Raw genomic sequence first — 15,617 nt, 5'->3', positions numbered from 1 at the left:
TTAATCGTATAAAATTTATATCGTAGTGTAATAAAAAGCTTGATTTAGGCGCAGATTCGTCAAAAATAGTACGTATGTTAAGTCATCCCTTATTTGAACTTTCAAAGTTTTTTAAGTTTCTAGGAGTAAAATATAATGATAATGAACGTATCACCAAAAAAATGGCTACTCATGGGGTTAGGAGCGATGTTCCTTTCGGGTTGTGCAACGACCGCTACAGACCCAAGTCGTCAAAATGTGGGTACGACAGGTTTGCTGATTTGTGCGAAAAATGAGCTTTGTCCAGTAGTTACTGTAAGCTGGAATGAATCGAACAAGGAGTTACTTAAATTAAAAATTCATTTGAGTAGTACCTATAACAAATATGATATCCAAAAGGTTGAATTTACAAATGAGAAAAAAAGCCAATCCTTTGCTGTAACAGGCCCTACAGAGCATGATCATGTGTTAGGTGCAAACCGTTCTACGAATTATATTTTAGCGCCTGTGAATTTGATGGGCAGCTTAAAAGGCACGAGCTCAATTAAAATGAATATTTATACTGACAAAGGAATTATCTCTCGATATGTCTATAAAGATGGTGTTTCCGCACCAATTTTGGGTGAGTTCCAGAAAGTGTATCAATAAAGAAAAAATCGCCATTTGGCGATTTTTTTTATCTGCCAGATTGATATCTGGATAAGTAGTATTGCCCCCGTATCTTCTTGACGATGGTTATTACTTGGTATGCTAGCTCTTATTTTATAAATGTTTTACTGAAAATCATCTTTGATTTCCCACAATGCACTTAGATGTGTCACTTCTAAAAATAAAAAATAATTCCGCACAAAAAATAAACGTTTTTATGCGCTGTAGCTTTAAATTTGCTTTAAAAAATTGGCATGCATTCTGCTTATTCATTGGTAATACAAAAAACTTTTTTGGTAATACTGATAGGAGTTGCAGATGTCTAAACACTTCAAAGAGAGTTTAATCGCTTTAATCTCCATACTTAAGCTATTTGCCATAGAAATTTTAAGTGCAAGAGCTGGAATTTACATTAAACAAGATTTAACGAAAAAAGGATAACGACGTGTCTAAACCAAAGTTGGCGCGAATCAGTATTACTGTACCAGAACGAACCGTTGATGCATTGGATCAAAAAATTGTTGATCAACACTATGAAAGCCGTTCGCAAGCAATCGTCGATATGATCAATAAGCATTTGATCGCGGATCAAGAGCAACGTAACGCCGTGATGGTAGGGACTTTCACTTTACTTTATAACGCCAGTGTGACTCCACTTAGGATCCAATTGCTAGATTTACAGCGCCAATTTTTAGAACAAGTCGTGAGCTCACTGCATATTCAATTGGACGAGCAAAAGATTCTAGAAGTGATGATTTTGCAGGGTCTAAGCACTGAGTTAAAAGCTTTAAGTCAAAAATTCATTGCCTTGAAAGGGGTGATTAAAGGGCATTTGGAGCTTATGGATGCCGTAATGCCTCCGATTCCGCAAAACGAAAATCTGAATGCATTGAAATCATAATGCTGTACATCTATTAGAGAGCAACTTTAAGCCTAACTGCATCGGGGATAGCCTCATGATTAAACACGTATTTTTATCAGTATCTATGGTTTCTGCTACATTCTTGGCAGGGTGTGACAATACTGCCAAGGTTCCAGAAAAGCAGAAAACGGCATCGGCCTCAACCAACACACAGCCAATCACCATTGGCTATAGTGATTGGCCTGGCTGGGTTGCTTGGCAAGTTGCAATTGAAAAGGGGTGGTTAAAGGATGCAGGCTTGAATGTTGAATTTAAGTGGTTCGATTATTCGGCATCTATTAACGCATTCTCAGCGAACCAATTAGATGCAATCTCAGTATCGAATGGGGACAATTTGGTCATTGCTTCTGGAGGAACCAAGGGCGTAATGATTATGGCCACTGATTATTCTGCTGGAAATGACGTTATTATTGCGAAAGATGGGATCAACTCAATTTCAGATTTGAAAGGGAAATCAATTGCTGTTGAAAAAGGGCTAGTTGATCATCATTTGTTATCTACCGCGTTAAGTGATTATAAAATTCAAGCGACTGATGTGACTTTAGTAAATGCTGTTACCAATGAGCTCCCTCAAGTATTTTCAAGTCCCGATGTTGCAGCAATTGCTGTATGGCAACCCGTTGCAAATCAGGCTTTGAAAGCTGTTGCGGGTTCTAAAATTATTTATAGTTCTAAAGACAAACCTGGTTTGATTTATGACACTTTAACGGTGAATACGGCACATCTATCCTCACATAAAGAAGATTGGAAAAAAATCATACAAGTATGGGATAAAACCGTTAAATACATCAATGATCCGGCAACGCGTGATGATGCAGTCAAAATCATGGCAAAACGTGTTGGTGTTGAACCAGCTCAATATTTACAATTTATAGATGGAACACATTTACTGGATATAGATGCGAACAAGAAAGTCTTTGCCAAAGGCAATGGGTTAGATTCGATTTATGGTTCAACATATTTTGTGAATGAGTTTAACGTCAAAAATGGTGTGTATAGCACGAAGGTAGATGTTGATGGTGTGATCTTTCCTGAATTGGTCGAAGGTCTGAAATAATACAAATAATTTTTAAGAGGCTTTCTTTAAAAGAAAGCCTCTTTTGTATTTGAGGGTGATGTATTAAAACACTTTCTTTATCAATGACACATACTTCAAGTTTAAGCCTGATATAGTGTGATCATTTCCGCTCAGACAAAAGAAAATTCAAGTAATATGACAGCTCTAAGACATTCATCATCTATTCGGATTTCTTGTAGTGAGGGACTTGGCTCATTGGCATCGGAAATCGTAAAGTCTATCTATAGTCTGGCTCAAATATTGATTTGATTTGGCTTTCTGGCTATTGCACTTCAGTTGGGTAAATTAGCTCATGCATGGGCTTTTTGGTAACAACATTAGGGGCATTTTGGGGTCAATCTTAACTTAGATCAAAAACCTCTTTGTTGTCTGCTTTATTTGGAATTTTTGCAAGTTCTGATCATTCTAAGGTTTCCGTACGTCCTTCACCAAGAGAGGGTCTAGCCTCAATGTTTAATCCCAAAGCTCTCCGTATACTCTTTCACTTTTTCTTCAAGTGGCAAAGCAGAAAGCTTTTTGCTTGATGTTTAAGTTTGTCAATTTTAGATCCTAAAAAACTTTTGTGTTTTGACCTAAACGCATAAAATTTGAGAAGAAAGATGCAACTAGGCATCGGGTTAGATTTCAGTACTTTTTGAAAAAACATTAATGATGATGATTCCTATGACCATAAAGGCTAAACCTAACAATGCAGGCGCATCGAGATTTTGTTTGTAGTAAACCCAACCAATGAAGGAAATTAGGATAATGCCTGCTCCAGACCATAGCGCATAAGTGATTCCCACAGGAACAGTTTTCATGGTCAGTGCAAGGAAATAAATTGCAACTAAATAACCCACCACTGTAATTGAGGCGGGTAACCATTGAGTAAATCCGTCAGAAGCTTTGAGAGCAGAAGTTGCAATGACCTCAGCCACAATAGCAATACATAAATATAGATATGACATATCTGATCAGCTCCTTACTTCACATGACTAACTTTCGTCATACGTGGGATGACAGGTAACTCAGCCAAAGCAGGGTCAAGCTCATCTTCATCAGCATGGACAAGTCGATCTACATGTTTGCGTAGTTCTTTAAACTTAGTTGTTTGCATTAAATCTTGATGTCGCGGTCGAGGTAAATTGACCTCAATAATTTCTTTAATTTCCCCAGGATTTGCTTTTAAGGCAACAATACGATCGGCCAACAATATAGCCTCATCCATGTCATGTGTCACAAAGATGATAGTGATATCAATGTTTTGCCAGAGATCTAGCAGATGCCTCTGCATTTTTTGACGAGTATGCGGGTCAAGCGCGCCAAATGGTTCATCCATCAGCAGAATCTTGGGTTCATTGACTAATGCACGGGCAATAGCGACACGTTGTTTCATACCACCAGATAATTGATGTGGATATTGGTTTTCATATTTTTCTAAGCCAATAATATTAATCCATTCCCGTGCAGCCGCTTCAGCCGACGCCTGACTTGCACCTTTCATCAGTGGCCCAAACATGACATTTTCCTTTACTGTTTTCCATGGGAATAAAGTGTAGCCTTGAAACACCATGCCGCGCTCAGGGCTTGGACCTGAAATAGGTTGCCCATCTACTAGCAGTTCACCACTGCTATAAGGATCTAAACCTGCCACAACTCGGCTAAAGGTTGATTTCCCACAGCCTGATGGACCAATCACACAGATCAATTCACGCTTATGAATTTTCAGATCTAATTGATTTAAAATTGTGCGCGAGCTTTTACCATGCTGAAAGATTTGGCTTAGCTGTTTGGCTTCTAAGATGACAGGGCGTTGATAAATTTGATTAAAATACTCACGAGCATTAAATTCTGTAGTTCCCATTATTTTGCTCCTACTTTCCATTTAAAAAGATGTTGTCCTAGCTTCATTAAAATTACATCGCAGAGCAATCCAATCACACCAATAATCAAAATAGCTGCAAAAACGTTGTCGAAGTGTTGATAGCGAGCTTGTTGGGTGATAAACCAGGTAATGCCAGATGTTGCGCCAATTAACTCAGAAACGATCAAATAGGTCCAAGCCCAGCCGAGTAGTACACGTTGATTTTGATAAATATCAGGTAATGCTGCAGGGATAATGACGTGAAACAGGCTTTTCGCTTTATTTGTTCCGAGTGTATAACCCGCTTCGATCAGTCCCTGATCAACCATCCGAGTGGTATTGGCAATAATTAGAATTTGTTGAAACAGTGTCCCAATCACAATAATGGCAATTTTCGGTGCATCATTTATGCCGAGAATTGCTACGGCTAATGCACCAAATGCAGGGGCTGGTAGATAACGGAAAAACTCAACAAAGGGTTCAGCAAGTTTTGAGATAGTGCTTGAGAAGCCACAAAGAATTCCAAGTGGAACCCCAATAATTGATGAAATAAAAAATGCAGTGAATACGATTTTGACGCTATGCCAGAGACTTTGATGTAACCATGGCGCATCAGCCTGTGCTGGAGCCGTCGTAAAAGATGTTACTAAAGCTTTCACTACTTCATGTGGGGCTGGTAAGTAGATTGGGTTAACCAGTTTACCTTGAGGAACGGCCAAGTCATGATCAACTGCATTTTGTGCTTCATGATAAAACACAGCTTTATCAACACGGCTTCCTTCTTGTAAAAACGGCACACTACCAGAATCTGTAATTTGTACTTGCGGATGCCAGATAAATGGTAAATAACTTACTGCACACCAAATGAGCATTGGTATTAAAAATGATCCTAAGCTGAGCAAAAATTTGCTTTTAGGACTGAGTTCTCGTGTGATGTAACCCATATTTTCCTAGCCCCAATATTACTTTTTTAATAAAACGTAATACTATTAAGCAAAATAAATGCCAAGCTTTGAGATGGGTTTTATCTGCATATTTTCATTTTAAGCCTGTTTCAATCATGAGTTTTTCATTTAACCCAGTAAATAAGCAAAGCCTTTGGCATAAATATGTTTTAAAATGTGCTATTGATAGACTGATGCTCAAAAGGGGCTGCATCGCATGGCACAAAAGTCACAACAATCTGCACTGAACGAATTGATTGCAGAACAAAAACTACTTTGTGAAGAATTTGACTCTGCTTATGTTGAAGTAAAAGGTGATGATGTCGTAGCTGTCGCTGTGCATACTTTAAATCAAGAACCCATTGTTGGTTTACGTAAAAAGCCTGAAACTGAGGAGAATGTTGCTTGGTTTATTTATGGTGGTGAATTGGGTGAAGGGCAAGACTTTTTTACAACCATGACTGTACGAGAGTTACAAGATATTTTGCCAGATGTACTTCCGTACTTGGCTCTAAGTGAAGGTTACCGTTTTATGATTGATGGTGATGACTATGAAGACGTTTGGAAAGAAGGCGATGAGTCTTAAGACATGAAAAAACAGACATGGACGTTGCTTAGTTTTTCGTTATTTTTATTATCGCTTCTATCAACCCAGAGTTATGCAGAAACAATAAAACTGACTCAGGCGCAATATGACCAGAAAATGGCTGAATATACCGCAACGGTGAATTCGACTAAAAGTGTTCTAGATTCAAAAGATAACCAAGCAACTGCAACAGAGATGAAAACTGCATTTTGTCAGCGTATGGATGCTTATCATCAAATTGCTGCGCTGTCCAAGGCCAATATTGAGTTAAGTACAGCACCTGTAATGTTGATGGTGGCCAACCGTTATCTTGAACAGCAAGAGAAAAGTTTAACTGATAGCGGAATGAATGAAAGTGCTTTTTGCCCAACGGCTAAAGCTTTAAAACTTGAAGATACGAAACGAGTCAAAAGTAAAGTAACTCAATAAGACAACACGGAATTAGCGCAGATATTAAGATCTAATTTATTGTTTCAGTGTGCTGTATAAATAGACAATGTGCCCGATTGTGTTAAGATAAATAAAATCAACCATCGTTTGAGTAGGAGTTGGTGTATGGCAGCTTATACCGACATTAAAGCAGGCAAATATGAGGATGATATGATTCCTAAACTTGCTATTCATGCTTTTCATGATGCTTTTTTAAAGGCAACTACGCGTTCGTCTGTGGTTTATGCAAAAGCTGAGCAATTGGTTGAGCGTGATATTCACGGTAATGAAACTGTTTTACAGGACTTAAGTAGTGCTTATGTCGATGTAGGCGTTTTACCGACACTGACACGTAAAAAGAAACGCGTAACTGTATAGATTGATATGCCACCTCGACAACCTAGAATAAGAATGTTTGCAGGGCCGAATGGTTCTGGTAAAAGCACTGTTAAAGATTACCTCTTGCCCCAACATATTGGGGCATATTTAAATGCAGATGAACTCGAACAAAATTTAAGACAAAGCCAACGCCTTGATTTATTGCATTATCATCCTTCCTTAAAAGCATCAGAGTTGGTCACTTTTTTAAAAAGTAAGAAACGTCCTCAAGCGGGACAGTTCGTGACTTTACTTGCGCATGAACCAATTGTGCTAGATGAATGGAAGATTGAGTTTAAAACCGAAGAAATCGACTCTTATCTCTGTGCACGCATTATTGATTATATTCGGTTTGAGTTTCTGCGCTTAAAAGTCAGTTTTACTTTTGAGACGGTAATGTCGCATATCTCTAAAGTTGAATTTCTCCGGGAAGCGAAACGTCAGGGTTATAAAACCTATCTATATTATGTTTCAACAGTAGATCCACAAATCAATATTGCTCGAGTCAAGTATCGCGTCAGTGTAGGCGGACATCCAGTTCCTGAACAGAAAATTATTGAACGTTACTACCGTAGTATGGATCTGCTCATGCAAGCCGTAGAATGCTGCGATCGAGCCTACTTGTTTGATAACTCTTCTGACGGTATACAAGCGTCTTTTCTTGCAGAAATAGAAGCAGCTGAAACCTTAAAAATGAATGCCGCCGTGTCTAAGCTACCAAGATGGTTTGCAGAACGCGTATTATCAGAATTCCAATAAACTGCTTAGAAAAAGAGTCAATTATTTCATTACTTTTCATATATCTACCTACATAAAAATATAATCAAACGTCGTAAATGTGTTTCATAAACCTAAAATAATGATCATGATGTAGAAATGTACCCATAACTCTACTCAGTTTCTTTAAATGAAAACTATAATGAAATAAAACGAGATAAGTTAAGTATTTCTAATCTAAAAAAAGGTCGAATAGAAAATCTCTCGGGGATATATTCAAGCTTTTTACGCTATTGTGAAGAATAACTATGTAAAAGAAATGGTTTAAGTTGTCAGCTGAAGTGTTAAAAATTTGGATAATGGACTAGCAGACTTCATTGAGCTATCCCAAGGTAGATGGATGCTCCTGTAAACAGCTGTTATATGTAGGCATAGCATGATTAGATACAAAGTACGCTTGATTATTTCTATATTTTATATATTATAAAAATATATATTATATAGGTGATTGCCAATGCACGATTTTGCGTGGTCTTTTCTAGGTGGAATATTCCTCGGCATCTCCGCCGTTGGATATTTATATACCAATGGACGAATTGCGGGAATTAGTGGTCTGGTCTCTCAAGTTTTAAACTTAAAGGGGATTATAAATACGCCTGCACTGTGGTTCTTATTGGGTCTGTTTATTATTCCGTTTATATACGCAGCTTTTGTTCAACCTGATATTCATATGGAAGCGACACCTTTCATGTTAATTATTGCGGGCGTATTGGTAGGTTTTGGCACTCGTTTAGGCTCGGGTTGTACCAGTGGGCATGGTATTTGCGGTATTAGTCGCTTATCCAAACGTTCAATCATCGCTACGATTAGTTTTATGTTCGCAGGCTTTATCACTGTGTATATCGTTCGACATATGCTTGGAGCAATCTAAAATGAGAAATGTTTGGGCATTCATTTGGGGCGGATTATTTTCAATCGGTCTCATGCTATCAGGAATGTCGAATCCTGCAAAGGTGATTGGTTTTTTAGATATTTTCGGGCAGTGGGATGCCAGCCTAGCTTTTGTGATGATGGGTGCAATTGCAGTTGCATTTATTCCTTTTCAGAACGCTGTACGTCAGTCACACCCACAAACCTTTTATGGTGAAGTCATACAACTGCCTAAAAATACGAAAATCGACAGAAAACTGATTATCGGAAGTCTGTTATTCGGTATAGGCTGGGGAATTGCGGGAATTTGTCCTGCACCGAGTTTCACTTTGATTGGGTTGGGGTATTATCAAGCGATCTATTTTGTAATTGCGATGTTCATAGGCGTGTTGCTACACCGTAAAGTGATGGAGTAATATCATGATGCAAACAGCTCAAGTCAAAGCCTTTTTTGACTCTGCAACTAACACCTTTAGTTATGTGGTGAGTGATCCAGAAACTCAGCGCTGCGCCGTGATTGATAGTGTGCTGGATTATGATGCAGCATCGGCAAAGACTAATACAGAGCAGGCTGATTTAATCATTAGTTATATTCAAGAAAATAGCCTAAGCGTAGACTGGATTTTAGAAACACATGTGCATGCGGATCATTTAAGTGCTGCACAGTACTTAAAGCAAAGACTAGGTGGAAAAACTGCTATTAGCCATAAGATTGAGATCGTACAACAAACTTTTGGTGAGATTTATCACTTAGATATTAAGAGTTTAAATGCTACGCAGTCATTTGATTACCTTTTTGCAGATCATGAGACATTTTTGATAGGCAACATAAAAGCATATAACCTTCCAACCCCTGGCCATACACCAGCGTGTTTAAGCTATGTCATTGGCGATGCTGTTTTCGTAGGGGATACCTTGTTTATGCCTGACTACGGCACAGCACGTTGCGACTTTCCTAAGGGAAGTGCAGCAACGTTATTTGACTCAGTGAGAACTTTGTACACATTGCCAGATCAAATGCGGATGTTCTTATGCCATGACTATTTGCCAGAGGGCCGGGATCATTATCAATATGAAACGTCCGTTTCAGTACAAAAACATGAAAATATTCATATTAATACCGAAACACAGAAAGTTAATTTTATCGAAATGCGCAATCGCCGTGATGCAACTTTAAGTATGCCAAAATTGATCTTGCCAGCCATTCAAATCAATATGTTTGCAGGAAAATTTCCTAAACCTGAAGAAAATGGTGTTTCTTACTTAAAAATTCCGCTGAATTATTTTTAAAACCGAAATTTGACTTAAAAATTTAAGCTGATATTAGACACAATACATATATATGATATTTTAAATTTAGCCTAAGCAAATTTACATTCAAAATAGCCTAAGCACATTTTAATAAAAATCAAAATGTCATTTGATTTATTCACATTAAAAATTCAATATCTATAGAAATCAAATACAGTAAGTTTTATATGATTCTCAATTATCAATTTCATCAAAATGAACAACAAACAGCAAAAACACTGGTATTCGTTCATGGTTTATTCGGCAGCTTAAGTAATTTAGGAATGCTTGCTCGACACTATTATGCGAGTCATCATGTATTACAAGTCGATGTTCGTAATCATGGTTTATCTGCACATTCAGATGCTATGACTTATGAATTGATGGCTGCTGATCTGATTGACACTTTGGATGAGCTTAATATTGAACACTTTTCTTTAATCGGCCATTCTATGGGTGGAAAATTGGTCATGAAAGTGACAGAAGTGGCAGGGAATCGGTTAGAGCAACTTGTGGTGCTGGATATTACGCCTATTGCGTATAAAGAAAATCATCATGAGCAGATTTTCAAAGCATTATTTTCAGTGCAAAAAGCTGATATTGAAAATCGCCAGCAGGCCATTGAAATTATGCGTGAATATCTCAAAGAAGAAATGGTAATTCAATTTTTACTAAAGTCTTTTAGCAAAGGAAAATGGTTGTTTAATGTAGATGCCCTGTATCAGAATTATGCTCAAATTCTTTCATGGGAAAATATAAAAACATGGCAAAAACCTGCATTATTTATTCGTGGTGGAAAGTCACCTTATGTAGAAAAGCCCGAATATATGGATGCGATTCAATCGCAGTTTTCTCAAGCGCAGATTCAAACGGTTGCAGATGCTGGGCATTGGTTGCACGCAGAAAAGACTTCAGAAGTCTTAGAAATCATGAACCAATATTTGGATCATGATTGCAACTGACTAATTTAAATTTGCTGCTAAAAGTTGCCCCTCGGAGGTCAACTTTTCAGCCATCTCAGCGGTTTTTTTTAAACCAGGCATTCGATACTCGGTATGTCCATAGTCTTGGATTGACGTCCAACGTCCGCCCCAAGTTAAACCGACAGATTCTGCAACTTCGCCATAGAGCTGATAGCCACGCATCGCCCATGGGTCTCGTTCAGAAATAACGACTTTTCCATCTCGCTTAAATGCGACATCCGCTGCCAAGCCAAATTGGTGGTAACTTTGATAACCACGAGCGAGCGTTGTATTTTTATTAGTGGCTAGGGAATTTTGGCGTTGTGGACTACGATAGCCCTCAAGCAGTACCAGCTCATAACCATGTTGATCATGCATGATTTTAAATACCATTAGTAGACGCTGCTTATAGCGCGGGTTCATTTTATGCCATTTACGGTCAGCCGTTGCTAAACTGTCATACGAATGGGCAGAATGTACATCCTGAATACTCGGATCGTAACTCAAAGTACTGGCTTGAATAGAATTATTATTAAGATCCGCTTGCTCAAGCATACTTGCTTCAACTATGGCCGCAGCAACCAATGATTCTTCTACTTCTGGTGGTGGCGATAAAATTTGTCCCTCGAGTAATGCATAAATTTGTGGATCTGATTGTCTTAAATAATCGGCTTCAATCTTAGTAGGCGTGACAGGGCTAGTAAATGCAAACATCAAGATACTGGTAAATAAAAGGAGACCTGCAACTAATATCCACCATTGCTGAATATGCCAAGAGGATTGTAATTGCTCAGGTGCCGCAGCATTATTGATGTGTTGCGCAAACTGACGAGCAGACTGAAACTTTCTTTTTCCTTGAGGAATTAACCCGACAAAAAAATCGGTAAACTTTGTTCTTAATTCATAGGACAGTGCCAAACTGAGTCCTAATGCCAGAATTAGAAAAGTAGAAAAAAGAGCATAGATCATGGTGTGGTAAGAGCCACATGTTTTGTTTCCACGGCGCGTGTTGTAATCGTTGTTTGTACATCTCCTACAGGAGATTCCTCTGCTATATCCAAAGATTGCTGTGGCCTAGTTATTTTTTGTGGGCTCTGTTTTTGCGAATGGTCTGAACTGCGTGGAGAAGTATTCTGATTTTTATTCTCCTTATTTTGAGATATTGCATTCGTCGTCGGCTTTGGTACAGCTGTGGTTAATGCTTGGGGCCGGCGTAGAAAAGCTTTACTCAGCTCATCATCTTTGGGTTGAATAAATTCATTAGATGACTCTAGATCATTGGTTGCTTGAGGCTGATTTGAAGCATTGACTTTGCTCGCCTCAAAAATAGCTTCGGGTTCGCGCGTTGGCATTTCATTGTCTATTGCAGTTGTTTGATCTACAGCTGGGTTTTGGTTCACTTGGAGGGATGTATTTTTTTGTTGTATAAAAAAGTAAGTAAAAGCAATGCTTGATGTTAAGAGGATACCCACACAAAAACCACCCACGGCATAGAGCATGGGTGCAGGTCTTTTCTTTTTTGCTGATGTCAAAATTTTGACTGAAGTTTGTTTTTCACGAGTCATGGATTGAGTTCTTAGGGCAAATGGATTGTGATATATGCTTGTTCAGTTGGTGCTGAAATGACATTTTCATATTTAGCTAAAGAACTCGTATTTTGCTTAGACAACATGTAGTACAAGCCACCAAAGGCTAACAATGCAAACATTACCAAGAACAGTAAAATCCAATAGAACGGTAGTTCGCGGTGAATCATGTGTTTAATTTGATCGGGCAGAGAGGCAAAGGGAGAAAAGGCAGCCTTTTTCCCTTTTAAATAGTCAATTTCATCCCCCACACGTGCTACCAGATGATTTAAATTTTCTATAGACTCAATACGATATTTACCATGAAAACCCAACAGCATGCAGTAATGATAAACTTCTAGAGCACCTAATCGACCATGTCCTTTACGACGTAGTTCCTCTAATATTTCGAAAAAACGATAACCTGCAAGTTGTGACCCAAATAAACTCAGTTGTAGGGGGCTAATGAGCCAGCTATTTTGAAGCTCAAAAAACTGTGTATCTTGCTGAGTCACAATGGTTTCATCTAATAATGCACAGTAGGCATATTTAGCGTCTAGAATATCGTCTGCAGAAAACTGTAATTTTCGTGCTTGGTTTTCAAAGCGATCGAGCAATGCAATAACTTTTTCACGAAATTCCGTGACACTGCTAGGGATATATTGGTTTTTTAATAAAAAAACGATATAAAAACCATCATGCAATAAATCGACTAAGTTCGAGGTATTGGCAGTTTTTGCGGCTATAGGTGGTGAAACTAAACCAGTTCCAATTTGTCCATCATCAAAAAGTGAAGGGGCATTATTCATTATTATTATCCTTGGCCATTCATAACCACAATCAATTCAACAGCAATATCTTGAAACCCCGCTGGAATATAAATACAAATCGACTCGGCATCTAACATACGTTGGTATAAGTCATTATTCGGTTCGATTTCAAAGTAACTCACGCCAGACCGGACAGGAATCGCTGTTGGCACTTGTACTAAATGTTGTAACGGTACGGCTGGAAGTGCAGCAACTACACGTTGTTCAACGTCTATTGTATTGCCTACTTTGAAACGTAAAGGAACCAATTGAACCAGTTCGTGGGTTTGCATCATACTGCTTGAAACAGCCAAGTACAGCCTTGAATCACGTGTAATTTTGTCTGACTCTAAACGACCTAACCAATAAGATGGTCGGGTTTCTTTCAGTAGAATACTGATGTAACGGTTTGAAATAATGGTATCCAATAAGTCACGTAAAATGATATCAATCTCAGAAAAGCTTTCTTGTAAATGAAGATGTTGATAACGTGGTAAATGTTCCACATCATGTGCAGTCGAGAACGTGAGTAAAGAACCTGTTAAGCGCAATAACTCAAAATAAAGTCGTTCTGGGTGGATATGTGGGTATTGTAATAAATGATTTAATGTTGCATGTGCTGTATTCAGTGCATTGACCAACCAAAATGACACAATATCACCAGAGCGGAACTCAATCAGTTTCTGCTCATTTTCACGATTATTACTTTGAATGGTCTTAATTTTCGCTTTAATGACATTTAAAGTACGTTTTAGACTTGAAATGAGATTCTCAGACGACTCAATGTGCAAAATTGGGGGAATAAAATGGCGATCAAACTCAAATTGCCCAGAGCTTTGACGTTTAATCTTTGCTAAGGCTAGATATAAAAACCCATCAAGTTCTTGATCAGGCTCAATATTAGCATCTAATAATCTGAACTCGGCACGGCGGTGTAATAATGTGATATCGGCTTCGCTGGCATCTGTAAATAAGTCATGAGTCGAAGTCAAATAAGAATGATAACGACCTAGTTGCGTACTATTTTCACCGGTTAAGTTCCTCTTGTTGGCTTGCACAATTGGAAGCGCTAAATAGACTAGAACTTCGCCACGCAGGTTGAGCTCATCTAATAAAACGGGCGATGGTAATAGATCGCGCATAGGCGCCTGATAAATTTCTCCATCTTGCCAAATTATCTGAATGCTTTCGAGCGCCAAGATATGCGTTTGTAACTGAGCTTCGTCAAATTGTACACTTTGAATGCCATAGGCAAATGGAATGGTCGAGCGAATCGTATGATTCAAGCGTTGCTCATGATAAGCATCTTGCAATTGAAAATGTTGAGGACGTAAGAAGAGACCTTCGCCCCAAAGTATTTTTTCTGCTTTAAACATGAAGATTACCAGTTATTAGATTCATTAGATTGTGGTTGTACACCCAAAAGTTCTTGGATGTTAAGGAGTGGATTTTCATTTTTAATGACTTGATTTAGCCACTCGTGAAGTGGCATCTGATTCCACTTTATAGTTTTCTGCAACATGTAACTTACGGGACTATGTGGTTCATTAGCTTGGAAATAGTCTGAGATATCTTGCAATACACGCATTGCTTGTTCACGATTTACGAGGTGATTTTGCGGTTGCACCTTAAAATTTTGAGGCATTGGTGATGTATTCTCTAAGCTGATTTGTTCTTCTTGTTGCATCAATGAAAGTCTTTGGCTACTTATCATTGCTGGTGTTGCTGATTCTGTCGATGTATTGATGGCATGTATTTGCACAAAAACATCAGTTTTATAGAGTTTCTTTAAACTGATATGGACATTTTCAAGCTGCGTATCAATAGCTGCAAAGCTAGGGGCATCGAGTCCCATGAGGCGATCTAACACACTTTTGAGTTGAGACCATTCGGCTAGAAGTGCTGAAAAGTGTTGATAGTTTTGATATTGAAATGATTTTGATGTATTAAATAAACTGTGCTCGAACTGTTCAATCCCCTGAGATTGAACAGTATGATTTTCCTCGTAATTTTCGATTTGTTTTAATTGCTGATTTTTTTGTCTCAGCAGCGCTTCGTAGTCACCCAGTGAAAACTGAGGAGAATGTGTGATTGGAACGCGTTTAATCAAGGCAACCAATTGATTGATTGAACCTTGTAATAAACCTAAACGTTGATCTAAATCATCTTCTTCCATTTCAGGATGTAACTGTGTCCAATAGTTGCTCAGTGTCCGATGCATTAGCTCAAGTGCTTTGGTTATGCCTTCAAATCCATACAAGTGGGAGCAAGCTTCAAGTAACCAGCCCAGTAAACGAATGTCTTTTGATTTTTCAGTTAAAAGCTCAATAGATTTTTGATGTACAAAATGCCAATCTGCTTGTTTGGGTTCAGCAACCCAATCTCCTTGATCGAGTAGTGGATCATCTTGAGTTTTTGCAATTTTAATGGCATGAAACTCATTGGAAAAAGATAGATCTTGTCCACAAGGATAGTCGCTTGAAATAGGAGACAGTAAAGACTCAAGTTCTAAGCTCATAATTCGATACTCTATAAAT

The 15,617-nt window shown here is 38.3% G+C and carries 20 protein-coding genes; 12 read left to right on the top strand and 8 right to left on the bottom strand.

Annotated elements, in window-relative coordinates:
• Positions 1-135: 135 nt before the first annotated feature.
• From B9T36_RS17040 to B9T36_RS17030, 4 genes are all read left to right on the top strand, one after another.
• Positions 136-627 carry a hypothetical protein gene (locus B9T36_RS17040; protein ID WP_086210637.1) on the top strand — a complete coding sequence of 164 codons (492 nt, stop codon included), beginning with the start codon at positions 136-138 and terminating at the stop codon, positions 625-627.
• Between the two features lie 318 nt (positions 628-945).
• The gene (locus B9T36_RS19340; RefSeq protein ID WP_265733403.1) at positions 946-1,068 is read left to right on the top strand and encodes a hypothetical protein; all 123 of its coding nucleotides are present in this window, start codon (positions 946-948) and stop codon (positions 1,066-1,068) included.
• Between the two features lie 4 nt (positions 1,069-1,072).
• Complete coding sequence (locus B9T36_RS17035; protein WP_086210636.1) at positions 1,073-1,528, top strand: CopG family ribbon-helix-helix protein; 456 nt, start codon at positions 1,073-1,075, stop codon at positions 1,526-1,528.
• A 55-nt stretch (positions 1,529-1,583) separates the two neighbouring features.
• Complete coding sequence (locus tag B9T36_RS17030) at positions 1,584-2,606, top strand: ABC transporter substrate-binding protein (protein ID WP_086210635.1); 1,023 nt, start codon at positions 1,584-1,586, stop codon at positions 2,604-2,606.
• Between the two features lie 638 nt (positions 2,607-3,244).
• On the opposite strand, the gene B9T36_RS17025 is transcribed toward B9T36_RS17030, so the two are convergent.
• Genes B9T36_RS17025 through B9T36_RS17015 form a run of 3 tightly spaced genes read right to left on the bottom strand, consistent with a single transcriptional unit; the run spans position 3,245 to position 5,414 of the window.
• Positions 3,245-3,574 (bottom strand): DMT family transporter, encoded by a 330-nt coding sequence (locus tag B9T36_RS17025; RefSeq protein ID WP_086210634.1) that lies wholly within the window; start codon positions 3,572-3,574, stop codon positions 3,245-3,247.
• Positions 3,575-3,588: 14 nt separating this feature from the next.
• A complete protein-coding gene (locus tag B9T36_RS17020; RefSeq protein ID WP_086210633.1) occupies positions 3,589-4,470 on the bottom strand; it encodes an ABC transporter ATP-binding protein in 882 nt (293 codons plus the stop codon).
• A complete protein-coding gene (locus B9T36_RS17015) occupies positions 4,470-5,414 on the bottom strand; it encodes an ABC transporter permease (protein WP_086210632.1) in 945 nt (314 codons plus the stop codon). Before B9T36_RS17015 ends, B9T36_RS17020 begins: the two co-directional genes overlap by 1 nt.
• A 217-nt stretch (positions 5,415-5,631) precedes the next feature.
• Here B9T36_RS17015 and B9T36_RS17010 point away from each other — a divergent pair, with 217 nt between their 5' ends.
• The 8 genes from B9T36_RS17010 (at position 5,632) to B9T36_RS16975 (ending at position 10,706) form a co-directional block, all read left to right on the top strand.
• Entirely contained in the window at positions 5,632-6,000 is a 369-nt protein-coding gene (locus B9T36_RS17010) for a hypothetical protein (RefSeq protein WP_004693046.1), read from the top strand.
• A gap of 3 nt (positions 6,001-6,003) precedes the next feature.
• Positions 6,004-6,429 (top strand): hypothetical protein, encoded by a 426-nt coding sequence (locus tag B9T36_RS17005; protein WP_086210631.1) that lies wholly within the window; start codon positions 6,004-6,006, stop codon positions 6,427-6,429.
• A gap of 126 nt (positions 6,430-6,555) precedes the next feature.
• Positions 6,556-6,807, top strand: a complete 252-nt coding sequence (locus tag B9T36_RS17000) for a hypothetical protein (RefSeq protein ID WP_086210630.1) — start codon at positions 6,556-6,558, stop codon at positions 6,805-6,807.
• A gap of 33 nt (positions 6,808-6,840) precedes the next feature.
• Positions 6,841-7,566 carry a zeta toxin gene (locus tag B9T36_RS16995; protein WP_086210629.1) on the top strand — a complete coding sequence of 242 codons (726 nt, stop codon included), beginning with the start codon at positions 6,841-6,843 and terminating at the stop codon, positions 7,564-7,566.
• Positions 7,567-8,038: 472 nt separating this feature from the next.
• On the top strand, positions 8,039-8,455 hold the full coding sequence (locus tag B9T36_RS16990) for a YeeE/YedE family protein (protein WP_086210628.1): 417 nt from the start codon (positions 8,039-8,041) through the stop codon (positions 8,453-8,455).
• A 1-nt stretch (position 8,456) separates the two neighbouring features.
• Entirely contained in the window at positions 8,457-8,870 is a 414-nt protein-coding gene (locus tag B9T36_RS16985) for a DUF6691 family protein (protein WP_086210627.1), read from the top strand.
• Positions 8,871-8,874: 4 nt separating this feature from the next.
• A complete protein-coding gene (locus tag B9T36_RS16980) occupies positions 8,875-9,744 on the top strand; it encodes an MBL fold metallo-hydrolase (protein WP_086210626.1) in 870 nt (289 codons plus the stop codon).
• 188 nt (positions 9,745-9,932) lie between these two features.
• Positions 9,933-10,706 carry an alpha/beta fold hydrolase gene (locus B9T36_RS16975; protein WP_086210625.1) on the top strand — a complete coding sequence of 258 codons (774 nt, stop codon included), beginning with the start codon at positions 9,933-9,935 and terminating at the stop codon, positions 10,704-10,706.
• Here B9T36_RS16975 and B9T36_RS16970 read toward each other — a convergent pair whose 3' ends face one another.
• From B9T36_RS16970 to tssA, 5 genes are read right to left on the bottom strand one after another with little or no spacing between them, the layout of a single operon-like run.
• The gene (locus B9T36_RS16970) at positions 10,707-11,675 is read right to left on the bottom strand and encodes a M15 family metallopeptidase (RefSeq protein WP_086210624.1); all 969 of its coding nucleotides are present in this window, start codon (positions 11,673-11,675) and stop codon (positions 10,707-10,709) included.
• Positions 11,672-12,271, bottom strand: coding sequence for a hypothetical protein (locus tag B9T36_RS16965; RefSeq protein WP_086210623.1), 600 nt, complete (start codon positions 12,269-12,271; stop codon positions 11,672-11,674). The genes B9T36_RS16970 and B9T36_RS16965 overlap by 4 nt, the downstream gene beginning before the upstream one ends.
• Before the next feature lie 11 nt (positions 12,272-12,282).
• Entirely contained in the window at positions 12,283-13,080 is a 798-nt protein-coding gene (icmH, locus tag B9T36_RS16960) for a type IVB secretion system protein IcmH/DotU (protein ID WP_086210622.1), read from the bottom strand.
• 5 nt (positions 13,081-13,085) lie between these two features.
• Positions 13,086-14,456 (bottom strand): type VI secretion system baseplate subunit TssK, encoded by a 1,371-nt coding sequence (gene tssK, locus B9T36_RS16955; protein WP_086210621.1) that lies wholly within the window; start codon positions 14,454-14,456, stop codon positions 13,086-13,088.
• A gap of 5 nt (positions 14,457-14,461) precedes the next feature.
• Positions 14,462-15,598 carry a type VI secretion system protein TssA gene (gene tssA, locus B9T36_RS16950; RefSeq protein ID WP_086210620.1) on the bottom strand — a complete coding sequence of 379 codons (1,137 nt, stop codon included), beginning with the start codon at positions 15,596-15,598 and terminating at the stop codon, positions 14,462-14,464.
• Positions 15,599-15,617: the final 19 nt, after the last annotated feature.

It is taken from the genome of Acinetobacter sp. ANC 4204 (assembly GCF_002135205.1).
In the GTDB taxonomy this organism is placed as follows: Bacteria; Pseudomonadota; Gammaproteobacteria; order Pseudomonadales; family Moraxellaceae; genus Acinetobacter.
This window is presented reverse-complemented; position numbering and strand designations above follow the sequence as displayed.

Coding starts and splice junctions, on each gene's coding strand:
- B9T36_RS17040 (WP_086210637.1), top strand. CDS start 136: ATGATAATGAACGTATCACCAAAAAAATGGCTACTCATGGGGTTAGGA.
- B9T36_RS19340 (WP_265733403.1), top strand. CDS start 946: ATGTCTAAACACTTCAAAGAGAGTTTAATCGCTTTAATCTCCATACTT.
- B9T36_RS17030 (WP_086210635.1), top strand. CDS start 1,584: ATGATTAAACACGTATTTTTATCAGTATCTATGGTTTCTGCTACATTC.
- B9T36_RS17025 (WP_086210634.1), bottom strand. CDS start 3,574: ATGTCATATCTATATTTATGTATTGCTATTGTGGCTGAGGTCATTGCA.
- B9T36_RS17020 (WP_086210633.1), bottom strand. CDS start 4,470: ATGGGAACTACAGAATTTAATGCTCGTGAGTATTTTAATCAAATTTAT.
- B9T36_RS17015 (WP_086210632.1), bottom strand. CDS start 5,414: ATGGGTTACATCACACGAGAACTCAGTCCTAAAAGCAAATTTTTGCTC.
- B9T36_RS17010 (WP_004693046.1), top strand. CDS start 5,632: ATGGCACAAAAGTCACAACAATCTGCACTGAACGAATTGATTGCAGAA.
- B9T36_RS17005 (WP_086210631.1), top strand. CDS start 6,004: ATGAAAAAACAGACATGGACGTTGCTTAGTTTTTCGTTATTTTTATTA.
- B9T36_RS17000 (WP_086210630.1), top strand. CDS start 6,556: ATGGCAGCTTATACCGACATTAAAGCAGGCAAATATGAGGATGATATG.
- B9T36_RS16995 (WP_086210629.1), top strand. CDS start 6,841: ATGTTTGCAGGGCCGAATGGTTCTGGTAAAAGCACTGTTAAAGATTAC.
- B9T36_RS16990 (WP_086210628.1), top strand. CDS start 8,039: ATGCACGATTTTGCGTGGTCTTTTCTAGGTGGAATATTCCTCGGCATC.
- B9T36_RS16985 (WP_086210627.1), top strand. CDS start 8,457: ATGAGAAATGTTTGGGCATTCATTTGGGGCGGATTATTTTCAATCGGT.
- B9T36_RS16980 (WP_086210626.1), top strand. CDS start 8,875: ATGATGCAAACAGCTCAAGTCAAAGCCTTTTTTGACTCTGCAACTAAC.
- B9T36_RS16975 (WP_086210625.1), top strand. CDS start 9,933: ATGATTCTCAATTATCAATTTCATCAAAATGAACAACAAACAGCAAAA.
- B9T36_RS16970 (WP_086210624.1), bottom strand. CDS start 11,675: ATGATCTATGCTCTTTTTTCTACTTTTCTAATTCTGGCATTAGGACTC.
- B9T36_RS16965 (WP_086210623.1), bottom strand. CDS start 12,271: ATGACTCGTGAAAAACAAACTTCAGTCAAAATTTTGACATCAGCAAAA.
- icmH (WP_086210622.1), bottom strand. CDS start 13,080: ATGAATAATGCCCCTTCACTTTTTGATGATGGACAAATTGGAACTGGT.
- tssK (WP_086210621.1), bottom strand. CDS start 14,456: ATGTTTAAAGCAGAAAAAATACTTTGGGGCGAAGGTCTCTTCTTACGT.
- tssA (WP_086210620.1), bottom strand. CDS start 15,598: ATGAGCTTAGAACTTGAGTCTTTACTGTCTCCTATTTCAAGCGACTAT.